This is a genomic window from Pseudomonas sp. B23(2017) (genome assembly GCF_002113725.1).
Classification (GTDB): Bacteria; Pseudomonadota; Gammaproteobacteria; order Pseudomonadales; family Pseudomonadaceae; genus Aquipseudomonas; species Aquipseudomonas putida_Z.
On the sequence record NZ_NEJM01000002.1, the window covers coordinates 376077 to 391156 of the forward strand.

Below are 15080 nucleotides of genomic sequence, written 5' to 3' on the forward strand. Positions count from 1 at the left end.
GACACAAGGCCGCTCCCACAAATCCGCATCGCGTCGAGCATGAATAAAAAAGGCTGCCCGAGGGCAGCCTTTTTGCGTTCGGCTATGGAAGCTTACTTGCGGTCCTGCAGCGCAACGATGTCGCGCTTCTGCTCGCCGGTGTACAGCTGGCGCGGGCGGCCGATCTTGTACGGGCTGGAGAGCATTTCTTTCCAGTGCGAGATCCAGCCCACGGTACGTGCCAGGGCGAAGATCACGGTGAACATGCTGGTCGGAATGCCGATCGCCTTGAGGATGATCCCCGAGTAGAAGTCGACGTTCGGGTACAGCGAGCGCTCGATGAAGTACGGATCGGTCAGGGCGATCTCTTCCAGGCGCATGGCCAGTTCCAGCTGCGGGTCGTTCTTGATGCCCAGCTCGCGCAGGACTTCGTCGCAGGTCTGCTTCATCACGGTGGCGCGCGGGTCGCGGTTCTTGTACACGCGGTGACCGAAGCCCATGAGCTTGAACGGGTCGTTCTTGTCCTTGGCCTTGGCGATGAACTTGTCGATGTTCGAGACATCGCCGATTTCATCGAGCATGGTCAGTACCGCTTCGTTCGCACCGCCGTGGGCCGGGCCCCACAGTGCGGCGATACCGGCGGCGATACAGGCGAACGGGTTGGCGCCCGACGAACCGGCCAGGCGAACGGTAGAGGTGGAGGCGTTCTGCTCGTGGTCGGCGTGGAGGATGAAGATCCGGTCCATCGCCTTGGCCAGCACCGGGCTGATCGGTTTGATCTCGCACGGGGTGTTGAACATCATGTGCAGGAAGTTTTCCGCGTACGACAGGTCGTTGCGCGGATACATCATCGGCTGGCCCATGGAGTACTTGTAAACCATCGCGGCCAGGGTCGGCATCTTGGCGACCAGGCGCACCGCGGAAATTTCGCGGTGTTGCGGGTTATTGATGTCCAGGGAGTCGTGATAGAACGCCGACAGGGCGCCGACCACGCCGCACATCACCGCCATCGGGTGGGCGTCGCGGCGGAAGCCGTTGAAGAAGGACTTCAGCTGCTCGTGAACCATGGTGTGGTTCTTCACGGTGCTGACGAACTGGGCCTTCTGCTCGGCATTCGGCAGTTCGCCGTTGAGCAGCAGGTAGCAGGTTTCGAGGTAGTCGGACTTTTCGGCGAGCTGCTCGATCGGGTAGCCGCGGTGCAGCAGGATACCTTTGTCGCCGTCAATGTAGGTGATCTTCGACTCGCACGAGGCGGTCGCCATGAAACCAGGGTCGAAGGTGAAGTGACCAGTGGCCCCCAACCCGCGGACGTCGATTACATCAGGACCAACGGTGCCGGTTAAAATGGGCAGCTCGACGGGGGCAGCGCCCTCGATGACCAACTGCGCTTTTTTGTCAGCCATGTGGCCTCCTATTAATGCTTGAAATCATCAGACAGACCCCCCACGCAGGGCCCGCACCACTATAGAGGGATAAATTCAGATGTCAATTTGCCTAAAGGCTTGTTGAAACAGGCATTGAGGCCTGATTTTTCGCGAAATTCTCGCCCATTTACGCCTTTTGTGCGTTAAAGGCAATGCGCTATTTGGGCTACCCCGTCACGTTGTCATAAGCAGCCTAACTGTCTATACTCGCAACCCGACCGCCAGGGGCTTGCAAGCCCGAACTGCTGGGGGTCGCCGTTCCCTGGGTGGTGGGTACCTGACCAGTACACTTACCAACAACTTTGCCCTGATTCGCTAGGGGCTCTTCAGTGTGAAAAAAGCCGTGAAAAGCCAACGACCTGTAAACCTAGACCTAAGGACCATCAAGCTCCCCGTCACTGCGTACACGTCCATCCTGCATCGTATCTCCGGCGTCATCCTGTTCCTTGGCCTTGCCATCATGCTTTATGCACTGGGCAAGTCGCTGGGTTCCGAGGAAGGCTTTGGTGAGGTGAAGGCGTGTCTGACCAGCCCGCTGGCCAAGTTCGTGACCTGGGGCCTGCTATCCGCCCTGCTTTATCACCTCGTGGCAGGTGTACGTCACCTGATCATGGACATGGGCATCGGTGAGACGCTGGAAGGCGGCAAGCTGGGCTCGAAAATCGTGATCGTCATCTCCGTGGTGCTGATCGTTCTGGTGGGAGTTTGGGTATGGTAACCAATGTCACGAACCTGTCGCGTTCGGGCCTCTATGACTGGATGGCGCAGCGCGTTTCTGCGGTCGTTCTCGCGGCTTACTTCCTCTTCCTGATCGGCTACGTGGTCGCCCACCCAGGCATCGACTACACCCAGTGGCATGGTCTGTTCTCCAACAACGCGATGCGGATCTTCAGTCTGCTGGCCCTCGTTGCCCTGGGCGCTCACGCCTGGGTCGGCATGTGGACCATTGCGACCGACTACCTGACGCCAATGTCGTTCGGCAAGTCGGCAACTGCGATTCGTTTCCTGTTCCAGGCGGTATGCGGCGTTGCGATGTTCGCTTACTTCGTCTGGGGTGTGCAGATTCTCTGGGGTATCTGATCCATGGCTAGCATTCCAACCATTTCCTTCGACGCCATCATCATCGGTGGCGGCGGCGCCGGCATGCGCGCAGCGCTGCAGCTGGCTCAAGGCGGCCACAAGACTGCCGTGGTCACCAAGGTCTTCCCGACCCGTTCGCACACTGTATCCGCCCAGGGCGGCATCACCTGCGCCATCGCTTCGGCCGACCCGAACGACGACTGGCGCTGGCACATGTACGATACCGTCAAGGGCTCCGACTACATCGGTGACCAGGACGCTATCGAATACATGTGTCAGGAAGGCCCGGCTGCGGTCTTCGAGCTGGACCACATGGGCCTGCCGTTCTCGCGTACCGAAACCGGCCGCATCTACCAGCGTCCGTTCGGTGGCCAGTCCAAGGACTTCGGTAAAGGTGGCCAGGCCGCCCGTACCTGTGCTGCTTCCGACCGTACCGGTCACGCGCTGCTGCACACCCTGTACCAGGGCAACCTGAAGGCAGGCACTACCTTCCTCAACGAGTACTACGCTGTTGACCTGGTGAAGAACCAGGACGGCGCGTTCGTCGGTGTGATCGCAATCTGCATCGAAACCGGCGAAACCATGTACATCAAGTCCAAGGCCACCGTTCTGGCCACTGGCGGTGCCGGTCGTATCTACGCCTCCACCACCAACGCCCTGATCAACACCGGTGACGGTATCGGCATGGCGCTGCGTGCCGGCGTGCCGGTGCAGGACATCGAGATGTGGCAGTTCCACCCGACCGGCATCGCCGGCGCCGGTGTACTGGTTACCGAAGGTTGCCGCGGTGAAGGTGGCTACCTGATCAACGCCCACGGCGAGCGCTTCATGGAGCGTTACGCGCCGAACGCGAAAGACCTGGCCGGCCGCGACGTGGTTGCCCGTTCCATGGTCAAGGAAATCATCGCCGGCAACGGCGTGGGCCCGAACAAGGACCACGTGCTGCTGAAGCTGGACCACCTGGGCGAGGAAGTGCTGCACAGCCGCCTGCCAGGTATCTGCGAGCTGTCCAAGACCTTCGCCCACGTCGACCCAGTCGTCGCTCCGGTCCCGGTCGTACCGACCTGCCACTACATGATGGGCGGCGTTGCCACCAACATTCATGGCCAGGCCATCACCATGGACGCCGAAGGCAAGGACCACATCATCCCGGGTCTGTTCGCAGTGGGTGAAGTGGCGTGCGTATCGGTCCACGGTGCCAACCGCCTGGGCGGCAACTCGCTGCTCGACCTGGTGGTATTCGGTCGTGCCGCTGGCCTGCACCTGGAAAAATCGCTGTCCGACGGCGTGGAATACCGCGACGCCAGCGACACCGATATCGATGTTGCCCTGAACCGCCTGAACAAGCTCAACGAGCGTACCGCTGGCGAAGACGTTGCCAGCCTCAAGCGCGAGCTGCAGAGCTGCATGCAGAACTACTTCGGTGTATTCCGTACTGGCGAATACATGCAGAAGGGTATCGAGCAGCTGGCCGGCCTGCGTGACCGTATTGCCAACGTCAAGATCAACGACAAGTCCCAGGCCTTCAACACCGCGCGTATCGAAGCGCTGGAGCTGCAGAACCTGCTGGAAGTCGCCGAAGCTACCGCCATCGCGGCCGAAGCCCGTAAAGAGTCCCGCGGCGCCCACGCCCGTGAAGACTTCGAAGACCGTGACGACGAAAACTGGCTGTGCCACACCCTGTACTACCCGGGTGAGAAGCGCGTTGCCAAGCGCGGCGTCAACTTTGCGCCGAAGACTGTTCCAGCCTTCGAACCAAAAGTCCGGACTTACTAAGGGTGGCTGCTATGTTGAAAGTCGAAGTTTATCGTTACAACCCGGACACCGACTCGGCGCCCAAAATGGAGTCGTTCGACGTCGATACCGGCGGCAAGGACCTGATGGTTCTCGATGTATTGGCGCTGATCAAGGAAAAGGACGAAGGTTTCTCGTACCGTCGCTCCTGCCGTGAAGGCGTTTGCGGTTCCGACGGCATGAACATGAACGGCAAGAACGGCCTGGCCTGCATCACCCCGCTGTCGGCGGTGGTGAAGGGCAACAAGCTGGTTCTGCGCCCGCTGCCGGGCCTGCCGGTCATTCGTGACCTGGTCGTCGATATGAGCATCTTCTACAAGCAGTACGAGAAGGTGAAACCGTTCCTGCAGAACGACACTCCTGCGCCGGCCATCGAGCGCCTGCAGTCGCCGGAAGACCGCGACAAGCTGGACGGCCTGTACGAGTGCATCCTGTGCGCTTGCTGCTCGACTTCCTGCCCATCGTTCTGGTGGAATCCGGACAAGTTCCTGGGCCCGGCCGCACTGCTGCAAGCCTATCGCTTCCTGGCCGACAGCCGTGACACCAAGACCCAGGAGCGCCTGGCGTCCCTGGATGACCCGTTCAGCGTATTCCGCTGCCGCGGGATCATGAACTGCGTCAACGTTTGCCCGAAAGGTCTGAACCCGACCAAGGCAATCGGCCACGTACGTAACATGCTGCTGCAAAGCGGCACCTGATACAAAGTGTTGTACCTGCAGTAAGCCGAGGTGCGGGTGGTGAGCCCGCACTGAGGTAAAACCCGAACAAGGGCCCACAAAGCCCACGTTCATTACCTATGAAGATATGAGACCAGCAGGGGCTTTCCGGGCTGGTACCCGGAAAATCAGCAGGATCCAAGTGGCGTGGTTCAGTCGCTGTATTCGGACTTTTCCAGGTTTGCTGTGGCTCTCGCCGATCAGTCCCCTAACCGAGGGTGACCAAGCATGCAAGAAAGCGTGATGCAGCGCATGTGGGAAAGCGCCCACCTTTCAGGTGGTAACGCTGCATATGTGGAAGAGCTTTATGAGCTCTACCTGCACGACCCTAACGCTGTGCCAGAAGAGTGGCGCACCTACTTCCAGAAGTTGCCCGCCGACGGCAGCACCGCTACCGATGTATCGCACTCGACAATCCGCGACCATTTCGTACTGCTGGCAAAGAACCAGCGCCGCGCCCAACCGGTATCCGCCGGGAGCGTGAGCAGTGAACACGAGAAGAAGCAGGTTGAAGTTCTGCGACTGATCCAGGCCTATCGTATGCGCGGCCATCAGGCTGCCAAGCTCGACCCGTTGGGGTTGTGGCAGCGTCCTGCGCCCGTAGACCTGTCGATCAATCACTACGGCTTGACCAATGCCGATCTTGATACGACCTTCCGTGCCGGCGACCTGTTCATCGGCAAAGAGGAGGCGAGCCTACGCGAGATCTTCGAGGCGCTCCAGAAGACATATTGTCGCACCATTGGCGCCGAGTTCACCCACATCGTCGATTCCGAGCAGCGCAGCTGGTTCCAGCAGCGCCTGGAAAGCGTGCGCGGCCGTCCGGAGTTTTCCGCTGACGTGCAGGCCCACCTGCTCGAGCGCGTCACCGCCGGTGAAGGCCTTGAGAAATACCTGGGCACCAAGTACCCGGGCACCAAGCGTTTCGGCCTCGAGGGCGGCGAAAGCCTGATCCCGATGCTGGACGAGATGATCCAGCGTTCCGGTTCCTACGGCACCAAGGAAGTCGTGATCGGCATGGCCCACCGTGGCCGCCTGAACGTTCTGGTCAACACCTTCGGCAAGAACCCGCGCGAGCTGTTCGACGAGTTCGAAGGCAAGAAGATGAACGAGCTGGGCTCCGGTGACGTGAAGTATCACCAGGGCTTCTCCTCGAACGTGATGACCCCGGGTGGCGAAGTGCACCTGGCCATGGCGTTCAACCCGTCCCACCTGGAAATCGTCTCGCCAGTGGTCGAGGGTTCGGTGCGCGCCCGTCAGGACCGCCGCAACGACACCGTTGGCGACAAGGTACTGCCGATCTCGATCCACGGCGACGCAGCATTCGCCGGCCAGGGCGTGGTCATGGAAACCTTCCAGATGTCGCAGACCCGCGGTTTCAAGACCGGCGGTACCGTGCACATCGTGATCAACAACCAGGTTGGTTTCACCATCAGCAACCCGCTGGACGCGCGCTCCACCGAGTACGCCACCGACGTTGCCAAGATGATCCAGGCGCCGATCCTGCACGTGAACGGGGACGACCCGGAAGCCGTGCTGTTCGTGACCCAGCTGGCCATCGACTACCGCATGCAGTTCAAGCGTGACGTGGTCATCGACCTGGTCTGCTACCGTCGCCGCGGCCACAACGAGGCCGACGAGCCGAACGGCACCCAGCCTTTGATGTACCAGCAGATCAGCAAGCAGCGCACCACGCGTGAACTGTACGCTGAGGCGCTGATCCAGGCCGGCCGCATCGATTCCGAGCGCGCCCAGGCCAAGATCGACGAGTACCGCAACGCGCTGGACAACGGCCTGCACGTGGTGAAGAGCCTGGTCAAGGAGCCGAACCGCGAGCTGTTCGTCGACTGGCGTCCGTACCTGGGCCATGCCTGGACCGCGCGTCACGACACCCGCTTCGACCTCAAGACCCTGCAGGAACTGTCGGCCAAGCTGCTGGAGATCCCGGAAGGTTTCGTCGTCCAGCGCCAGGTCGCCAAGATCTACGAAGACCGTCAGAAGATGCAGGCCGGTGGCTTGCCGATCAACTGGGGTTATGCAGAGACCATGGCCTACGCCACCCTGCAGTTCGAAGGTCACCCGATCCGCATGACCGGCCAGGACATCGGCCGTGGCACCTTCTCGCACCGTCACGCGGTGCTGCACAACCAGAAGGACGCCAGCACCTACGTACCGCTGAAGAACCTGTTCCCGGGCCAGCCTCAGTTCGAACTGTACGACTCCTTCCTGTCGGAAGAAGCGGTACTGGCCTTCGAATACGGCTACTCGACCACCACGCCGAACGCGCTGGTGATCTGGGAAGCCCAGTTCGGTGACTTCGCCAACGGTGCGCAAGTGGTGATCGACCAGTTCATCACCAGCGGCGAGCACAAGTGGGGCCGTCTGTGCGGTCTGACCATGCTGCTGCCACACGGTTATGAAGGGCAGGGCCCGGAGCACTCTTCCGCGCGCCTGGAGCGTTACCTGCAGCTGTGCGCCGAGCACAACATCCAGGTCTGCGTACCGACCACCCCGGCCCAGATCTACCACCTGCTGCGTCGCCAGGTCATCCGTCCGCTGCGCAAGCCGCTGATCGTGCTGACGCCGAAGTCGCTGCTGCGCCACAAGCTGGCCATCTCGACCCTGGAAGACCTGGCAGAAGGCTCGTTCCAGACCGTGATCCCGGAAATCGACAGCCTCGATCCGGCCAAGGTCGAACGCCTGGTCCTGTGCGGCGGCAAGGTTTACTACGACCTGCTGGAAAAACGCCGTGCCGAAGGCCGCGAAGACATCGCCATCGTGCGTATCGAGCAGCTGTATCCGTTCCCTGAGGACGACTTGGTCGAAATCCTGGCGCCTTACACCAACCTCAAGCATGCGGTCTGGTGTCAGGAAGAGCCGATGAACCAGGGCGCCTGGTACAGCAGCCAGCACCACATGCGCCGTATCCTGGGCCGCCACAACAAGGCACTGGTCCTGGAATACGCCGGCCGCGACGCTTCCGCCGCGCCAGCCTGTGGTTACGCATCGAAGCACGCCGAACAGCAGGAAAAACTGCTGCAAGACGCCTTCACTGTTTAATGCCTTCGCGCACCTGAAACCGAATTTAAGGAAACACAGATAATGGCTATCGAGATCAAAGCCCCAACCTTCCCGGAATCGGTTGCCGATGGCACCGTTGCCACCTGGCACAAGCAGCCGGGCGATGCCGTCAAGCGTGACGAGCTGATCGTCGACATCGAGACCGACAAGGTCGTCCTGGAAGTACTGGCCACCGCCGACGGCGTGCTGGGCGCCATCGTCAAGGGCGAGGGCGACACCGTCCTGTCCGACGAAGTACTGGGTTCGATCGTTGAAGGCGGTGCTGCCGCCGCTGCACCAGCTGCCGCCCCGGCCGCTGCTGCCCCGGCTGCCGCCGCCGCTGCCGACGCTGGCGAAGAAGACCCGGTTGCCGCCCCGGCCGCGCGCAAGCTGGCTGAAGAGAACGGCATCGACCTGGCTACCGTTGCCGGCACCGGCAAAGGTGGTCGCATCACCAAGGAAGACGTCGTCGCTGCCGTCGCCAACAAGAAGTCGGCGCCTGCTGCAGCTGCCAAGCCTGCCGCCGCTGCCGCTGCTGCCCCGGTTGTCGTTGCCGCTGGCGACCGCACCGAGAAGCGTGTGCCGATGACCCGCCTGCGCGCCAAGATCGCCGAGCGTCTGGTCGAAGCCCAGTCGAGCATGGCCATGCTGACCACCTTCAACGAAGTCGACATGACCGAAGTCATGGCCCTGCGTTCGAAATACAAGGACCTGTTCGAGAAGACCCACAATGGCGTACGCCTGGGCTTCATGTCGTTCTTCGTCAAGGCCGCCACCGAAGCCCTGAAGCGCTTCCCGGCTGTCAACGCCTCGATCGACGGCAACGACATCGTCTACCACGGCTACGCCGACGTCGGCGTAGCCGTGTCCAGCGACCGTGGCCTGGTGGTACCGGTACTGCGTAACGCCGAGTCGATGAGCCTGGCGGAAATCGAGAACGGCATCGCCACCTTCGGCAAGAAGGCCCGTGACGGCAAGCTGGCCATCGAAGAGATGACCGGCGGCACCTTCACCATCACCAACGGTGGTACCTTCGGTTCGATGATGTCGACCCCGATCGTCAACCCGCCGCAGGCCGCCATTCTCGGCATGCACAACATCATCCAGCGCCCTATGGCTATCAATGGCCAGGTGGTGATTCGCCCGATGATGTACCTGGCGCTGTCGTACGATCACCGCCTGATCGACGGCAAGGAAGCGGTAACCTTCCTGGTCACCATCAAGAACCTGCTGGAAGATCCGTCTCGCCTGCTGCTGGACATCTAACCCTCTGGCTGCGTACCGTGCCGGCCCTGGCTTCGCAGGAAGCCATGCCGCGCGGTCCGCGGCTTGTAGCTTGTAGCTGATAAGGAATCTTTTATGACCCAGAAATTCGACGTAGTGGTGATTGGTGCAGGTCCTGGCGGCTATGTGGCTGCCATCAAGGCCGCACAACTTGGTCTGAAGACTGCCTGTATCGAGAAGTACACCGACGCCGAGGGCAAGCTGGCCCTGGGCGGCACTTGCCTGAACGTAGGTTGCATTCCTTCCAAGGCGCTGCTGGACAGCTCCTGGAAGTACAAGGAAGCCAAAGAGAGCTTCAACGTCCACGGTATCTCCACTGGTGAAGTGAAGATGGACGTCGCCGCGATGGTTGGCCGCAAGGCTGGCATCGTCAAGAACCTGACCGGTGGCGTTGCCACCCTGTTCAAGGCCAACGGCGTTACTTCGATCCAGGGCCACGGCAAGCTGCTGGCCGGCAAGAAAGTCGAAGTCACCAAGGCTGACGGCACCACCGAAGTCATCGAAGCCGAGAACGTGATCCTGGCTTCCGGCTCGCGCCCGATCGACATTCCGCCGGCTCCGGTCGACCAGAACGTCATCGTCGACTCCACCGGCGCCCTGGAATTCCAGGCCGTGCCGAAGCGCCTGGGCGTTATCGGTGCTGGCGTGATCGGCCTGGAGCTGGGCTCGGTATGGGCTCGCCTGGGTGCTGAAGTCACCGTCCTGGAAGCCCTGGACACCTTCCTGATGGCTGCCGACACCGCCGTGTCGAAAGAAGCCCAGAAGACCCTGACCAAGCAAGGCCTGGACATCAAGCTGGGCGCGCGCGTCACCGGCTCGAAAGTCAACGGCAACGAAGTCGAAGTGACCTACACCGACGCCAACGGCGAGCAGAAGATCACCTTCGACAAGCTGATCGTCGCGGTCGGCCGTCGCCCGGTGACCACCGACCTGCTGGCTGCCGACAGCGGCGTGACCATCGACGAGCGTGGCTACATCTTCGTCGACGACTACTGCGCTACCAGCGTGCCTGGCGTGTACGCCATCGGTGACGTGGTACGCGGCATGATGCTGGCCCACAAGGCCTCGGAAGAGGGCATCATGGTGGTCGAGCGCATCAAGGGTCACAAGGCCCAGATGAACTACGACCTGATCCCGTCGGTCATCTACACCCACCCGGAAATCGCGTGGGTCGGCAAGACCGAACAGGCCTTGAAGGCCGAGGGCGTTGAGGTTAACGTGGGCACCTTCCCGTTCGCGGCCAGCGGCCGTGCGATGGCTGCCAACGACACCGGTGGTTTCGTCAAGGTCATCGCCGATGCCAAGACCGACCGCGTCCTGGGTGTACACGTGATTGGCCCATCGGCTGCCGAACTGGTGCAGCAGGGCGCAATCGCAATGGAATTCGGCACCAGTGCCGAGGATCTGGGCATGATGGTCTTCAGCCATCCGACCCTGTCCGAAGCGTTGCATGAAGCAGCGCTGGCAGTGAATGGCGGCGCCATTCACGTGGCCAACCGTAAGAAGCGTTAATTATAAGAAACCACGGCGGGCTGCCCGTCGTGAGTCTTGCGTGCATGACTCACCGCGGAAAGTCCGCCGGACCGGATCACACGGGAAAACCCGGGGTCAACGGTCACAGGTGGTGCGGCGCCAGTGATGGCGCAGCGCCGAAGCGCAGTACCTAACGAAGACGGTAAAAAGCATGAATCTTCACGAGTATCAGGGTAAGCAGCTGTTCGCTGAATACGGCCTGCCAGTTTCCAAGGGTTTCGCTGTCGATACCCCTGAGCAAGCTGCAGAAGCCTGCGACAAGATCGGCGGGAACGAGTGGGTGGTAAAAGCCCAGGTTCACGCGGGTGGTCGCGGTAAAGCGGGCGGCGTCAAGCTGGTTCGCAGCAAAGAAGACGCCAAGGCGTTCGCTGCACAGTGGTTGGGCAAGAATCTGGTTACCTACCAGACCGATGCCAACGGTCAACCCGTCTCCAAGATTCTGGTCGAATCCTGCACTGACATCGCCAAAGAGCTGTATCTGGGCGCTGTAGTCGATCGTTCGAGCCGCCGTATCGTGTTCATGGCTTCCACCGAAGGTGGCGTGGACATCGAGAAAGTCGCTCACGAAACGCCTGAGAAGATCCTCAAGGCCACCATCGACCCGCTGGTCGGCGCTCAGCCGTTCCAGGGTCGCGAGCTGGCATTCCAGCTGGGCCTGGAAGGCAAGCAAGTTCAACAGTTCGCCAAGATCTTCGTTGGTCTGGCCAAGCTGTTCAAGGATCACGACCTGGCCCTGCTGGAAGTGAACCCGCTGGTGATCAAGGCCGACGGCGACCTGCACTGCCTCGATGCCAAGATCAACATCGACGCCAACGCCATGTACCGTCAGCCTAAGCTGAAAACCTTCCACGACCCGTCGCAGGACGACGCCCGTGAAGCCCACGCTGCCAAGTTCGAACTGAACTACGTTGCCCTCGAAGGCAACATCGGCTGCATGGTCAACGGTGCCGGCCTGGCCATGGGTACCATGGACATCGTCAACCTGCACGGCGGCAAGCCGGCCAACTTCCTCGACGTTGGCGGTGGTGCTACCAAAGAGCGCGTTACCGAAGCGTTCAAGATCATTCTGTCCGACAGCAATGTCGCGGCCGTTCTGGTCAACATCTTCGGCGGCATCGTTCGCTGCGACATGATTGCCGAAGGCATCATCGGTGCAGTGAAAGAAGTCGGCGTGAAAGTTCCGGTCGTCGTTCGCCTTGAAGGCAACAACGCCGAACTGGGCGCTAAAGTACTGGCAGAAAGCGGTTTGAACATCATTGCGGCAACCAGCCTGACCGACGCTGCTCAACAAGTTGTCAAAGCTGCGGAGGGCAAGTAATGAGCGTCCTGATCAATAAAGACACCAAAGTCATCTGCCAGGGCTTCACCGGCTCGCAGGGTACTTTCCACTCCGAACAGGCCATCGCCTACGGCACCAAGATGGTCGGCGGCGTAACCCCAGGCAAGGGTGGCACCACCCACCTGGGCCTGCCAGTGTTCAACACTGTGAAAGAAGCTGTGGAAGCTACCGGCGCTGACGCTTCGGTCATCTACGTTCCGGCTCCTTTCTGCAAGGACTCGATCCTGGAAGCTGCCTTCGGCGGCATCAAGCTGATCGTGTGCATCACCGAAGGCATTCCTACCCTGGACATGCTGGATGCCAAGGTCAAGTGCGACGAGCTGGGCGTGACCCTGATCGGCCCTAACTGCCCAGGTGTCATCACCCCGGGCGAGTGCAAGATCGGCATCATGCCAGGCCACATCCACCTGCCAGGCAAGGTCGGTATCGTTTCGCGTTCCGGCACCCTGACCTACGAAGCTGTGAAGCAGACCACCGACGCCGGCTTCGGCCAGTCGACCTGCGTCGGCATCGGCGGTGACCCGATCCCGGGCTCCAACTTCATCGACATCCTGAAGCTGTTCCAGGAAGACCCGAAGACCGAAGCGATCGTCATGATCGGCGAGATCGGCGGTTCGGCTGAAGAAGAAGCTGCGGCCTACATCAAGGCCAACGTCACCAAGCCTGTCGTTTCCTACATCGCTGGTGTTACCGCACCTGCGGGCAAGCGCATGGGCCACGCTGGCGCCATCATCTCCGGCGGCAAGGGCACTGCGGACGAGAAGTTCGCCGCCCTGCAGGACGCTGGTGTGAAGACCGTGCGTTCCCTGGCTGACATCGGCAAGGCCCTGGCCGAGCTGACTGGCTGGGAAGTCAAGAAGTAATACTGCTACACCCCCCACGCGCACAGAGGCCACCTTCGGGTGGCCTTTGTCGTTTCTGGGGGGGATTCCTGTGCCGGCCTCTTCGCGGGCTTGCCCGCTCCCACAGGAGATCTCCACATTCCGGGCCTGTGGTGATCCCCTGTGGGAGCGGGCAAGCCCGCGAAGAGGCCGGCACAGGCAACATGGATTTTTCGATGAGTTTGATAGGAATTTTCACGCAGACGAATGTTTCAATCCGAGGATAATTCTCGCTGTCCTCGGTCGCACAGACGACAAACATGTACGCACATCGGACAAGCAGCACTGTGCCAGTGCGTTTGACTGACAAAACAGTTACATTACGCGTTCACTCTGTGCCCGTACCCCAAAAGGGAACGACACGCTAAACGGGTCTGGCCTATCAAGCCGGGCAGCATTTCCCCTCATCCAAAGGGAAATCCCCTCTCGAATCCCGATTTCAGCAGTGTGGTACTACCTTAAATGAAAGTTCTCAAAGGCCAGGATATCCTGGCGCTTGGCTTTATGACGTTTGCGCTTTTCGTGGGCGCTGGCAACATCATCTTCCCGCCTATCGTCGGTCTGCAGTCTGGCCCGCACGTATGGATGGCGGCCCTGGGCTTCCTGGTTACCGCCGTGGGCCTGCCGGTCATCACCGTGGTCGCCCTGGCCAAGGTCGGCGGCGGCATGGATGCCCTGAGCAGCCCGATCGGCAAGTTCTTCGGTGGCCTGCTGGCGGCCGTGTGCTACCTGTCGGTCGGCCCGCTGTTCGCCACCCCGCGCACAGCGACCGTATCGTTCGAAGTGGGCGTTGCGCCGCTGACCGGCGAAAGCCCGCTGGCGCTGTTCATCTACAGCCTGGTGTACTTCCTCGTGGTGCTGGCCGTGTCCATGTACCCAGGCAAGCTGCTCGACACCGTGGGCCGCTTCCTGGCGCCGTTGAAGATCATCGCCCTGGCGGTGCTGGGCATCGCCGCCTTCGCGCTGCCTGCCGGCACCATTGGTGACGCGCAGCCGGCCTATGCCGCCGCAGCGTTCTCCAAGGGCTTCTCCGATGGTTACCTGACCATGGACACCCTGGGTGCCCTGGTGTTCGGTATCGTCATCGTCAACGCCATCCGCTCGCGCGGTGTCGAGTCGCCGAAGCTGATCACCCGCTATGCCATCATCGCCGGCCTGATCGCCGGTGTCGGCCTGGCCCTGGTGTATATCAGCCTGTTCCGCCTGGGTGCAACCAGCCACGATATCGCAGCTGACGCCACCAACGGCGCGGCGGTACTGCATGCCTATGTGCAGCACACCTTCGGTTCGCTGGGCAGCGGCTTCCTCGCCGTGCTGATCGCGCTGGCCTGCCTGGTGACCGCGGTTGGCCTGACCTGCGCCTGCGCCGAGTACTTCAGCCAGATGCTGCCGCTGTCGTACCGCGCACTGGTGGTGATCCTGGCGGGCTTCTCGCTGCTGATCTCCAACCTCGGCCTGACCAAGCTGATCATGTTCTCGATCCCGGTGCTCACCGCGATCTACCCGCCGTGCATCGTGGTGGTCGGGCTCAGCTTCGTGAAGGACCTGTGGAACTCGCCAACCCGCATCCTGGCGCCAGTGATGCTGGTGTCGCTGCTGTTCGGCATGGTCGATGCGATCAAGGGTAGCGGCATTGCCCACGTGCTGCCGGACTTCATGGCCCACCTGCCGTTGAGCGACCAGGGCCTGGCCTGGCTGGTGCCTTCGGTGGTGACCCTGGTTGGCGCCGTGGCCTGCGACCGCATGCTCGGCAAGCCGCGCGAAGCGCTGGCCTGATAGTCGAAGCCTGAGGGCGGCACCGGCCACAAGCCGAAGGGTGCTCGCCAAGGGTGGAAACTCAAGAGCCCCGCATCCGAGAGGATGCGGGGCTTTTTCTTTGCCTGTACCGGCCTCTTCGCGGGCGCGCCCGCTCCCACAGGTCAAGCGCAAACCTCAGAATTGGCGCTGTACCTGTGGGAGCGGGCGTGCCCGCGAAGAGGCCGGATGAGCA

Annotated in this window: 11 protein-coding genes; 10 read left to right on the forward strand and 1 reads right to left on the reverse strand. The window is 61.4% G+C overall.

Features of this window, described 5'->3' with window-relative positions; genetic code table 11:
- Positions 1 to 92 precede the first annotated feature (92 nt).
- The gene (gene gltA, locus CAG46_RS05050; RefSeq protein ID WP_013973445.1) at positions 93 to 1382 is read right to left on the reverse strand and encodes a citrate synthase; all 1290 of its coding nucleotides are present in this window, start codon (positions 1380 to 1382) and stop codon (positions 93 to 95) included.
- A gap of 352 nt (positions 1383 to 1734) precedes the next feature.
- On the opposite strand from gltA, the gene sdhC reads away from it, so the two are divergent.
- The 10 genes from sdhC to brnQ all read left to right on the forward strand — a co-directional run bounded on the left by sdhC (position 1735) and on the right by brnQ (position 14866).
- Complete coding sequence (gene sdhC, locus CAG46_RS05055) at positions 1735 to 2121, forward strand: succinate dehydrogenase, cytochrome b556 subunit (protein ID WP_012315350.1); 387 nt, start codon at positions 1735 to 1737, stop codon at positions 2119 to 2121.
- Positions 2115 to 2483, forward strand: a complete 369-nt coding sequence (gene sdhD, locus CAG46_RS05060) for a succinate dehydrogenase, hydrophobic membrane anchor protein (RefSeq protein WP_003254214.1) — start codon at positions 2115 to 2117, stop codon at positions 2481 to 2483. The genes sdhC and sdhD overlap by 7 nt, the downstream gene beginning before the upstream one ends.
- A 3-nt stretch (positions 2484 to 2486) precedes the next feature.
- A complete protein-coding gene (sdhA, locus tag CAG46_RS05065; RefSeq protein ID WP_085614444.1) occupies positions 2487 to 4259 on the forward strand; it encodes a succinate dehydrogenase flavoprotein subunit in 1773 nt (590 codons plus the stop codon).
- Between the two features lie 11 nt (positions 4260 to 4270).
- Positions 4271 to 4975 carry a succinate dehydrogenase iron-sulfur subunit gene (locus CAG46_RS05070; protein WP_016711649.1) on the forward strand — a complete coding sequence of 235 codons (705 nt, stop codon included), beginning with the start codon at positions 4271 to 4273 and terminating at the stop codon, positions 4973 to 4975.
- A 246-nt stretch (positions 4976 to 5221) separates the two neighbouring features.
- A complete protein-coding gene (locus CAG46_RS05075) occupies positions 5222 to 8053 on the forward strand; it encodes a 2-oxoglutarate dehydrogenase E1 component (protein WP_025339970.1) in 2832 nt (943 codons plus the stop codon).
- 42 nt (positions 8054 to 8095) lie between these two features.
- The gene (gene odhB, locus CAG46_RS05080; RefSeq protein WP_085614443.1) at positions 8096 to 9319 is read left to right on the forward strand and encodes a 2-oxoglutarate dehydrogenase complex dihydrolipoyllysine-residue succinyltransferase; all 1224 of its coding nucleotides are present in this window, start codon (positions 8096 to 8098) and stop codon (positions 9317 to 9319) included.
- A gap of 93 nt (positions 9320 to 9412) precedes the next feature.
- Positions 9413 to 10849 (forward strand): dihydrolipoyl dehydrogenase, encoded by a 1437-nt coding sequence (gene lpdA / locus CAG46_RS05085; RefSeq protein ID WP_013973439.1) that lies wholly within the window; start codon positions 9413 to 9415, stop codon positions 10847 to 10849.
- A gap of 172 nt (positions 10850 to 11021) precedes the next feature.
- Complete coding sequence (gene sucC / locus CAG46_RS05090) at positions 11022 to 12188, forward strand: ADP-forming succinate--CoA ligase subunit beta (protein ID WP_003254205.1); 1167 nt, start codon at positions 11022 to 11024, stop codon at positions 12186 to 12188.
- Entirely contained in the window at positions 12188 to 13072 is an 885-nt protein-coding gene (sucD, locus tag CAG46_RS05095) for a succinate--CoA ligase subunit alpha (protein ID WP_004376004.1), read from the forward strand. The genes sucC and sucD overlap by 1 nt, the downstream gene beginning before the upstream one ends.
- A 480-nt stretch (positions 13073 to 13552) precedes the next feature.
- A complete protein-coding gene (gene brnQ / locus CAG46_RS05100) occupies positions 13553 to 14866 on the forward strand; it encodes a branched-chain amino acid transport system II carrier protein (RefSeq protein WP_075045845.1) in 1314 nt (437 codons plus the stop codon).
- Positions 14867 to 15080: the final 214 nt, after the last annotated feature.

Bases quoted from the DNA above. Each gene is read 5' to 3' on its own strand.
- gltA (WP_013973445.1), bottom strand. From the start codon at position 1,382: ATGGCTGACAAAAAAGCGCAGTTGGTCATCGAGGGCGCTGCCCCCGTC.
- sdhD (WP_003254214.1), top strand. From the start codon at position 2,115: ATGGTAACCAATGTCACGAACCTGTCGCGTTCGGGCCTCTATGACTGG.
- sdhA (WP_085614444.1), top strand. From the start codon at position 2,487: ATGGCTAGCATTCCAACCATTTCCTTCGACGCCATCATCATCGGTGGC.
- CAG46_RS05070 (WP_016711649.1), top strand. From the start codon at position 4,271: ATGTTGAAAGTCGAAGTTTATCGTTACAACCCGGACACCGACTCGGCG.
- CAG46_RS05075 (WP_025339970.1), top strand. From the start codon at position 5,222: ATGCAAGAAAGCGTGATGCAGCGCATGTGGGAAAGCGCCCACCTTTCA.
- odhB (WP_085614443.1), top strand. From the start codon at position 8,096: ATGGCTATCGAGATCAAAGCCCCAACCTTCCCGGAATCGGTTGCCGAT.
- lpdA (WP_013973439.1), top strand. From the start codon at position 9,413: ATGACCCAGAAATTCGACGTAGTGGTGATTGGTGCAGGTCCTGGCGGC.
- sucC (WP_003254205.1), top strand. From the start codon at position 11,022: ATGAATCTTCACGAGTATCAGGGTAAGCAGCTGTTCGCTGAATACGGC.
- sucD (WP_004376004.1), top strand. From the start codon at position 12,188: ATGAGCGTCCTGATCAATAAAGACACCAAAGTCATCTGCCAGGGCTTC.
- brnQ (WP_075045845.1), top strand. From the start codon at position 13,553: ATGAAAGTTCTCAAAGGCCAGGATATCCTGGCGCTTGGCTTTATGACG.